The organism is Cupriavidus sp. 01L46 (assembly GCF_056399905.1).
Map to the genome: position 1 here is coordinate 1 of NZ_JBFTSF010000257.1, position 9,103 is coordinate 9,103.

Here is a 9,103-nt window from a genome sequence, read left to right on the forward strand (position 1 = left end):
GCGCGCTTCGTACCTGCTCCAACTGGCCGGCGGTGAGCTTGGTCACCGACTCCAGGAATCTCTTGAACTGGCGGGCGTTCATCGACTGCTCTCGTCATATCAACGACCAAAGTCTAGCAGCTATCCACGCTTAACCTGAACAGCGCCAAAACATTGGAGTGCATGATGAAGGTTTTAGTGAGAGGACTACGTGCCGAAGTCGACGCATCGGCGCTGCGCACGGCGCTGGCCGCCTACGTGCGGGTCAAGGACATCGAGCTGATCCGCGAGGGCGACAGTGCGCATCCCTGGGCCTGGGTCGACCTGGATCTCGACGATGTGGACCCGATGAGCGTGTGGAAACTGGTGGCAAAGCTCGATCGCCGTTATATTGCTGGCTGCCATACGCGCTGGCATGTGCCGGCCTATCGCGCGCGCTGAGCCGCCGCCACGTGCGGTGCGGCGCGCGCGCCACCGAACGACAAAGACAGGGCAGGGACACACGATGCAGGAAAACATGGCCGATGCGCCATCACAAGGTGCCGGCGTGCCGGGCAACGCGGCGCTGGCGCTGGACAATGTGGTCAATCTGCGCGACCTCGGCGGCCTCGCCACGCGCGACGGCCGCCGTGTGCGTGCCTGCAAGCTGTTTCGCAGCGGCAACCCGGGCCTGGCCAGCGCGGCGGATATGGAACGGCTGCGCGCATTGCAGCTGGACATGGTGATCGACTTCCGCTCGGCCGGTGAGAAGACCGCAGCGGAAAGCCCCTTTGGCGAGGCCTTCCGCTGGGTCGCCACGCCGGTGCTCGAAGGCAGCATGTCGATGGCCGAGCTGATGCCGCGTTTGCGCGACGGCAGCGCGGCGCAGATGGAGGCCTTCATGCTGGAGGTCTATGGTGACTTTCCGCGCAAGTACCAGGCTGCCTTCGGCGGCTTCCTGAAGACCGCGGAGCAGGGCGGCAACCTGCTGTACCACTGCACGGCGGGCAAGGACCGCACCGGCTTTGCCTCGCTGCTGCTGCTGGCCGGCCTAGGCGTGGAGCGCGACATCATCATGGCCAACTACCTGGAATCGAATCACTGGAACCAGGGCTTCAACCAGAAGATGAGCGCCGGCGCGGCGCAGTTTGGCGTCGATCCCGCGGTGATGTGGCCGTTGCTGGTGGTGAAGGCCTCTTACCTGGAAGCCTCGATGCACGCCATCGAGCAGGACTACGGCGGCATCGATGCCTACCTGGGCGATGTGCTCAAGGTGGATGCCGAGCGCTTGCGCCAGGCCTATCTCGTACGCGCCTAGCGAGCGCGTCATTCCCCAACGGGCCGTTAGCGCGCCATCGGCCATCGTAGCCAAGCGAGGCAGGCGGCCGGCAGGGCTATAGCCCCGCCGCAGTCGTTTTTGGTGCCTCTTTTGCCAATGTCAGGACTTGTCAAAAGCGCATTACGCCCGTAGGGTCTCGGAAGCGCTACGCGAGCGCGTTGTGCTCCATCATGATGCGTGCGGTATTGAGCGCGATCATGCCTTCCTCGTCGGTGGGCAGTACCAGGACCGGCACGCGGCTGTTGTCGCGGCTGATGCGCTGGCGGTTCTCGTTGTTGGCGCCGGCGTCCAGGCTGATGCCGAACAGCTCCGCCAGCCGCGCGCAGATCTTCTCGCGCACCGGCGGCGAGTTGGCGCCGATGCCGGCGGTGAACACCAGCGCATCCAGGCCGCCCAGCGTGGCCGCCAGCTTGCCGATTTCCTGCGCCGCGCGGTAGGCGTAGAAATCGATGGCCAGGCGCGCGCGCGGCGCGTCGCTGGCCAGCAGGGCGCGCATGTCGCTGCTGACGCCCGACAGTCCCTTCAACCCTGACTCCTGGTACARCATCGTCTCGATGTCCTTGGTGCTCATGCCTTGCTGCGACAGCCACAGGATGGCGCCGGCATCGATGGCGCCGCAGCGCGTGCCCATCGGCAGGCCGTCGAGCGCGGTCAGGCCCATGGTGGATTCCACGCTGCGCCCCTCGCGCATGGCGCACAGGCTGGCGCCGTTGCCCAGGTGCGCCACGATCACGCGGCCCTGCGCCAGATCGGGCGCGATCTGCTGCAGGCGGCGCGCGATGTACTCGTAGGACAGGCCGTGAAAGCCGTAGCGGCGGATGCCGCGTTCGAAGTATTCGTAGGGCAGCGCCAGCAGCTGTGCCAGCGGGTCGTGCCCGGCGTGAAAGGCGGTGTCGAAGCAGGCGACCTGCAGCAGCGCCGGCGCGGCGGCGCGCACCGCGCGGATCGCCGTGAGATTGTGCGGTTGGTGCAGCGGCGCCAGCGGGACCAATGCTTCCAGCTTGGCAATGACGTCGTCGTCGATCTTCACGGCCGCGGAGAAATCCGCGCCGCCGTGCACCACGCGATGGCCGATTGCCACCGGCGGCGCATCGCGCAGCCCGATGCTGAGCACCAGCCGGATCAGGCGGAAGGCGGCGTCGTGATCGGCCACCTGCGCCACCGGAAAGCGTTCGTCCGCGACCACGCGGCCGTCCGCCATGCTGGCGGTGAGGCGCGGCGATACGCCGATGCCTTCGATCTGCCCGTGCGCGCTGAGCACCGGGTTGATGTCGGCATTGGCGTGCGCGGCCTCGGGCACGGCGTACACCGAGACCTTGACGCTGGAGGAGCCGGCATTGACGACGAGGATGGTGGGATGGGTGGCGCTCACGCTCGCAAGCCTCCTTGTGACGTTGACGTTGACTGTGACGGTGGCCGAGGTGGTGACCGAGACGGTGGAGCGTTCAGATCTTGCCGGGCGCCTGGCCGGTGCGGCGCGCATGCGCCAGCAGCACGGCAATCGCGCAACTGCCGATCCGCGCGCGCACGCTGTCGGCGCGGCTGGTGAGGATGATGGGCACGCGCGCGCCCAGCACGATGCCGGCGGCTTCGGCGCCGGCCAGGAAGGTGAGCTGCTTGGCCAGCATGTTGCCGGCCTCCAGGTCGGGCACGAGCAAGATGTCGGGGTCGCCCGCGACCTCGGAGACGATGCCCTTTGTCACCGCGGCCTCATGGCTGATCGCGTTGTCGAACGCGAGCGGGCCGTCGAGGATGCCGCCTTCGATCTGGCCGCGCCGGCTCATCATGCACAGCGCGGCCGCGTCGATGGTGGATGGGATCTTGTCGGTCACGGTTTCCACCGCCGAGAGGATGGCCACCTTGGGGCACTCGATGCCCAGCACGCGCAGCAGATCGATCGCGTTGCGGCAGATATCGGCCTTGTCGTTGAGCGTGGGAAAGATATTGACGGCGGCGTCGGTGATGAACAGCGGCTTGTGATAGCTCGGCACGTCCATCGCAAACACATGCGAAAGGCGCCGCCCCGTGCGCAAGCCGGTGGCGGGCGCGGTGACTTCGTGCAGCAGCTCATCGGTGTGCAGGCTGCCCTTCATCAGCAGCTCGGCCTCGCCCGCGCGGATTGCCGCGACGGCGCGCGCGGCGGCAGCATGGCTGTGCGGCACGTCGATCAGCACGCTGTCGCCAAGGTCGAGCGCGTTGGCGTCGGCCACCTGGCGGATGCGCGCCTCGGGCCCGATCAGCAGCGGCACGATCAGGCCGAGGCTGGCCGCCTGCAGCGCGCCGCCGAGCGAGGAAGCATCGCAGGGATGCGCCACCGCGGTGGGAATGGCGGGCAAATCTTGGCAGCGTGCCAGCAGGACGGAGTACTTGTCGAGCGTGTGGGTCATCGGCGTTCCGGTGCGTCGGGGTTGCGGTGCGACCGCGCGGGCATGCTGCGTCGCGCAAAAAAACAAAGGCCAGTATAGGCGATGTTTCCTGCTGCACGATGACATTGGCGCGGACCTTGCGCCAGGTCATGCCTGTCACCGATCCGCCCATGCCGCGGGTTGTCAAGCACGATGCAGGCTGGTAGATTGCGCTGTGCTGCAGGGCAGCAATTCCGTGCCATCGCCTGGAAACGACTGCCTTCGGCGCCACACCGTAGAACGTAGAAGGGGAAGCCGAGTGAACGCACGTGATCCCGTCATCCATGCCGGCAGCGCCGCCGCCGGCGTGCCACCGCTTTTGTCCGATGCGTGGTCCTACGCGCATGACGCCTGGCAGCGCGCCGTCCTGTTGCTCGACATCCTGCGCGAGCGCGGCAACCAGACCTTCGAGCACGAGCGCGAGGGCATGCCGCCGGTGCTGGTCTTCGAGCACGAGGTGGTGATCGATGCGCGCACGCTGGCGCAACCCGCCAACTACGCGCTGCTGCGCATCCTGCCGCCGCCAGGCATCGTCACCGACGACACCAAGCGGCCCTTCGTGGTGATCGATCCGCGCGCCGGGCATGGCCCGGGCATCGGCGGCTTCAAGATCGACAGCGAGATCGGCATCGCGCTGCGCAGCGGCCATCCCTGCTACTTCGTCACCTTTTTCCCGGTGCCTTGCCCGGGCCAGACCATCGAGTGCGTGGCGCGCGCCGAAGCGCTGTTCCTGCTCACCGTGGCCGAGCGCCATCCGCACGCGCAGGGCAAGCCGTTCGTGATCGGCAACTGCCAGGGCGGCTGGGCGCTGATGATGCTGGCGGCCGCCGCGCCGGAACTGGTCGGCCCCATCCTGCTGGCCGGTTCGCCGCTGGCCTACTGGTCGGGCGTGCGCGGGCGTAACCCGATGCGCTACAGCGGCGGGCTGCTGGGCGGCTCGTGGCTGTCGTCCTTTGCGGCCGATCTCGGCAATGGCCGCTTTGACGGGGCCTGGCTGGTGCAGAATTTCGAGCAGCTCAATCCGTCCAACACGTACTGGAAAAAGCTCTACGACGTCTATGCGCAGGTGGATACGGAGCGCGAGCGCTTCCTGGCGTTCGAGCGTTGGTGGGGCGGGCACTTCCTGCTCAACCGCGCCGAGATCGACTGGATCGTGCAGAACCTCTTCGTCGGCAACCACCTGACCGCCGGCGAGGTGCGCAGCGCGGATGGCAGCGTCGCGGTGGACCTGCGCAATGTGCGCTCGCCGATCGTGGTCTTTGCTTCCTGGGGCGACAACATCACGCCGCCGCAGCAGGCGCTGAACTGGATTCCCGATCTCTACGCCAGCGTCGACGAGATCGTCGCCAACGACCAGGTCATCGTCTACTGCCTGCATGAAAAGGTCGGGCACCTTGGCATCTTCGTCTCGGCCGGCGTGGCCAATCGCGAGCACACCGAGCTGTTCTCGGCGCTGGACCTGATCGACGTGCTGCCGCCCGGGCTGTACGAGGCGCGCATCGAAGACATCGCGCCGGGCACCTCGCACCTGGAGCTGATCGAAGGCCGCTACCTGATGCGCTTCGAGCGCAGGACCATCGACGACATCCTCGCGCTGGACGATGGCCGCGACGACGAACGCGCGTTCGAGGTGGTGCGCCGCGTGGCCGAAGTCAACCAGCGCCTGTACGACACCTTCGCCTCGCCGGCGGTGCAGGCCGCATCCAACGAACTGGGCGCCTACGCGATGCGGCAGATGCACCCGGCCCGGCTGGAGCGTTCGCTGGCGTCGGACGCGAATCCGTGGATGGCGTGGATCGCCGCGCTGGCGCCGTCGGTGCGCGAGGCGCGCCAGCCGGTGGCGCCGGACAATCCTTTCGTCACGCTGGAGGGCGCGGTGTCCGACACCATCGTGCGCACGCTCGACGCGTGGCGCGACCAGCGCGATGCCTTCCAGGAGCAGCTCTTCGAGGCGTTGTACCAGTCGCCATGGCTGTCCGCGCTGATGGGCTTCTCGCCCGGCGCCGAAAAGCGCGGCCCGCCGCCGCTGAGCGCGGCGCTGCGCCAGGAGCTGGCCGAACGGCGCATTCATGAGGCCGAAGCGGGGATCGARCAGGGCACGCCGCTCGATGCCTTCATGCGCATCCTTTGCTATGTGGCGGACGAKAACACCAGCATCGAGGAGCGGCCCTTCAACCTGATGCGGCAGATGGCGCGCGAGCACCTGGAGCAGCAGCCGGATATTGCCACGGTCAAGGCCGCAGTCAGGCGGCAGAGCATGATCGTGGGGCTGGACGCCGGGCGGGCCGTGGCCGCGCTGCCGCTGCTGGTGCCGGACAGCGCGCTGCGCCATCGCATCATGATGGCGATCCATCGCATCGTGACCGTGGTGGGACCGCTCGAAGGCGCCCGCCTGGCGCGCTATCGCGAGGTGGCGCGCGTGCTGGGCACCGACCACACTGCGCGGCAAACCGCGCAGCCCGCCACCGCGGCGCCCCCGGCGCCCGCACCCGTGGAAACGCCGCGCACGGCGCGCAAAGCCGCTTCGCCGGAAGCCAGCGCACGCGTTCGCAAGGCCGGCGCGGCCAAGCCGGGCAAGGTGGCCAAGCCGCTCAAGACGGTCAAGCCGTCGGCACGGCGCAACGTCAAGACAGGCACCTGAACCAGGCGGGCCTGATAGGCTGTTTCAACATGAAGCGAAGCGGTTCTGGCTAGGCGCGCGGCCGCAGACAGTACAAGTGGTACGGCCAAGGCCGCGCAAGGACGCCAGCATCTTTTGGAAATGGCCTCTAAGCCGGCGCCAGCAGGGGCGCGCATTCATTAAGCGAGGGACATCATGGTGCAAGTACCCAATCCCCCATTGCTGGGCGCGCGCGTGCTGGTGGTCGGCGTKGCCAACGCGGAGTCCATCGCGTGGGGTTGCGCGCGGGCCTTCCGCGAGCTTGGCGCCGAACTGGCGATCACCTATCTCAACGACAAAGCCTACCCGCACGTGGCGCCGCTGGCCGAATCGGTGGGCGCGACGATCCTGATGCCGCTCGACGTGGAGGACGCGGGCCAGGAGCAGGCGCTGTTCGAGCGGATCACCCGGCAATRGGGCCAGCTCGACGTACTGGTGCACTCGGTGGCCTTCGCGCCCAAGGACGACCTGCAGGGCGGGCTGCTCAATGCATCGGCGGCCGGCTTCGCGCGGGCCATGGACGTGTCCTGTCATTCCTTCGTGCGGCTGGCGCGGCGCGCGGTGCCGCTGATGCGCGCGGGCGGCAGCCTGTTCGCCATGAGCTACGAGGGCGCCAACCGCGTGGTGCCGAACTACAACCTGATGGGCCCGGTCAAGGCGGCGCTGGAGGCGTCCTGCCGCTACCTGGCGCACGAACTCGGCCCGAGCGGCATCCGCGTGCACGCCATTTCGCCGGGGCCGCTCAAGACCCGCGCGGCGTCCGGGCTCAAGGATTTCGAGCAATTGCTGGCGGATGCCGCGGGCCGCGCCCCGCTGGGCGAGCTGGTCGACATCATGGACGTGGGCTTTGCCACCGCCTACCTGGCGACGCCCTACGCGCGGCGGATTTCCGGCAACACCGTGTACGTGGACGGCGGCGCGCACATCATGGGCTGACTGCCGCCAAGGGCGCGATGCGTGGCCCACGGACCGCGTCGGGCCACCTACAATGAGCTAGACAACGGAGACACGTGCTGCCCGCCGCGTGCGCGCTGCCTCATATCGGGAGCAAGACATGAAGGTACTCATCCGGGGCCTGCACCGCGATGTGACCGAACAGATGCTGCGCGACAAGCTGGCGACCTACGCCCCGGTGACGTCCGTGGAACTGGTGCGCGAGGGCGATCCGAATCACCCTTGGGCCTGGGTCAACCTGGATATCGATCCTTTCACCGCGTGGCGCCTGCTGCGCCAGCTGGATCGCCAGTACTTCGCCGGCAGCATGATGCGCTGGTATATCCCGGCGCACCAGGGTTGAGGCGTTGGCAGGTTGAGGGAGGTTGAGGGCGGGCGGCTGCCGCGCGCCGCCACGCTTTGGCATTAAGATAAGCGGCTTCTGCCACTTTGCTGCGCTGCCACGCGGTAGCGCCATTCCCGCATGCTAGAACTCGACGGCGCGATCTGGTTTCGCTCGGGCTCCCAGGACTGGGGCGGGCGCGAACGCATCGCCCTGCTGGCCGCGATCGGCGAGCACGGCTCGATCACGGCTGCGGCCAAAGCGGTCGGGCTGAGCTACAAGGGCGCCTGGGATGCCATCGACGCCATGAACAACAGCGCGGGCGAGCCGCTGGTGGTGCGCGCCGCCGGCGGCAAGGGCGGCGGCGGCACCGTGCTGACCGAGCGCGCCGCCAGCCTGATCCGCACCTACCGCGCGCTGGAGCACGAGCACCGGCTCTTTATCGAACACCTCGCCAGCCTCGGCAACGTCAGCGAGACGGCGCAGGACGACCTTCACCTGATGCGGCGTTTCATGATCAAGACCAGTGCGCGCAACAAGCTCTTTGGCAAGGTGGCTGCGATCCGCGGCGGCGCCGTCAACGACGAGGTCACGCTGTCGCTCGCGGGCGGCCAGCACGTGGTCGCCACCATCACCCACGAAAGCGTGGAGACGCTGGGCCTCGCACCCGGCGCCGAAGCCTTCGCGCTGATCAAGGCTTCCTCGGTCCTGCTGGGGCTGCCCGATCCCGGGCTGCGGCTCTCGGCGCGCAACCAGCTGCCTGGCAAGGTGACCCGCGTGCTGCCGGGCGCGGTCAATGCCGAGGTGGCGCTGGAGCTGGATGGCGGCGGCACCGTGGTGGCCATTGTCACCAACGACAGTGTGAGCGCGCTCGGGCTTGCCGAGGGCAGCCGCGCGCTGGCGATCTTCAAGGCGTCGAGCGTGATCCTGGGCACCATGGGCTGAGCCTGGCGCGCATCAGGCAGGCACCAGCGGTTTGCTCAGCAGTACCGTGGTGAAGCCGCTGTGCCAGCTTTCGTCGGGGTAGAATTCCACCTCGGCATAGCCGTGGCGCCGATAGAAGGCGCGGCTCTTCACGTTGAAGGTGTCGGTTTCGAGCCGGGCCTGCCGATGGCCTGCCGCTGCCATCGCGGCTTCGGCGTGCGCCAGCAGCGCGCTGCCCAGTCCGCGCGCCTGCCAGCATGGCGACACATGCAGCGCCCAGATGAAATCGTTCTCCCAGTCCACCATGCCGGCCACCGTGCCGTCCACGCAGGCCACGTGGAACTGCGCCAGCCGGCTACGGACATAATCGCCGACCTTGTCCTCTTGCTCGAAGCGCAAGGCTGCCTCGGCCGTGAGCTGCGGCTTCCAGGTGGCGAGAAAGGTTTCGGTGAGGAGGGTGGCGACGGCCAGGGCATCGGATGGCCCGGCGCGCCGGATCTGCGGGCTTGGGGATGGTGTTTGCATGCGCGCAAGGATAACCG

At 68.0% G+C, this 9,103-nt stretch carries 9 protein-coding genes; 6 read left to right on the top strand and 3 right to left on the bottom strand.

The features are described 5' to 3' along the window. Window positions 1-165 precede the first annotated feature (165 nt). Both AC1DS3_RS30290 and AC1DS3_RS30295 read left to right on the top strand, forming a co-directional pair. Window positions 166-420: an RNA-binding protein gene (locus AC1DS3_RS30290; RefSeq protein WP_441641376.1), complete on the top strand. Its 255-nt coding sequence runs from the start codon at window positions 166-168 to the stop codon at window positions 418-420. Window positions 421-484: 64 nt separating this feature from the next. Beyond that, window positions 485-1,276, top strand: a complete 792-nt coding sequence (locus tag AC1DS3_RS30295) for a tyrosine-protein phosphatase (RefSeq protein ID WP_477128571.1) — start codon at window positions 485-487, stop codon at window positions 1,274-1,276. A 166-nt stretch (window positions 1,277-1,442) separates the two neighbouring features. On the opposite strand, the gene AC1DS3_RS30300 is transcribed toward AC1DS3_RS30295, so the two are convergent. Both AC1DS3_RS30300 and AC1DS3_RS30305 read right to left on the bottom strand, forming a co-directional pair. Next, window positions 1,443-2,669 (bottom strand): acetate/propionate family kinase, encoded by a 1,227-nt coding sequence (locus AC1DS3_RS30300; protein WP_441641369.1) that lies wholly within the window; start codon window positions 2,667-2,669, stop codon window positions 1,443-1,445. 73 nt (window positions 2,670-2,742) lie between these two features. Beyond that, on the bottom strand, window positions 2,743-3,684 hold the full coding sequence (locus AC1DS3_RS30305) for a phosphate acetyltransferase (protein ID WP_441641368.1): 942 nt from the start codon (window positions 3,682-3,684) through the stop codon (window positions 2,743-2,745). A 277-nt stretch (window positions 3,685-3,961) separates the two neighbouring features. On the opposite strand from AC1DS3_RS30305, the gene AC1DS3_RS30310 reads away from it, so the two are divergent. The 4 genes from AC1DS3_RS30310 to AC1DS3_RS30325 all read left to right on the top strand — a co-directional run bounded on the left by AC1DS3_RS30310 (window position 3,962) and on the right by AC1DS3_RS30325 (window position 8,582). Continuing rightward, window positions 3,962-6,343 (top strand): DUF3141 domain-containing protein, encoded by a 2,382-nt coding sequence (locus AC1DS3_RS30310; protein ID WP_477128572.1) that lies wholly within the window; start codon window positions 3,962-3,964, stop codon window positions 6,341-6,343. A 174-nt stretch (window positions 6,344-6,517) separates the two neighbouring features. Then, window positions 6,518-7,297 (top strand): enoyl-ACP reductase FabI, encoded by a 780-nt coding sequence (gene fabI, locus AC1DS3_RS30315; RefSeq protein ID WP_477128573.1) that lies wholly within the window; start codon window positions 6,518-6,520, stop codon window positions 7,295-7,297. 118 nt (window positions 7,298-7,415) lie between these two features. Further along, entirely contained in the window at window positions 7,416-7,658 is a 243-nt protein-coding gene (locus AC1DS3_RS30320; RefSeq protein WP_441641365.1) for an RNA recognition motif domain-containing protein, read from the top strand. Window positions 7,659-7,778: 120 nt separating this feature from the next. Further along, window positions 7,779-8,582, top strand: coding sequence for a TOBE domain-containing protein (locus AC1DS3_RS30325; RefSeq protein WP_441641364.1), 804 nt, complete (start codon window positions 7,779-7,781; stop codon window positions 8,580-8,582). Between the two features lie 12 nt (window positions 8,583-8,594). On the opposite strand, the gene AC1DS3_RS30330 is transcribed toward AC1DS3_RS30325, so the two are convergent. Then, the gene (locus AC1DS3_RS30330; protein WP_477128574.1) at window positions 8,595-9,098 is read right to left on the bottom strand and encodes a GNAT family N-acetyltransferase; all 504 of its coding nucleotides are present in this window, start codon (window positions 9,096-9,098) and stop codon (window positions 8,595-8,597) included. Window positions 9,099-9,103: the final 5 nt, after the last annotated feature.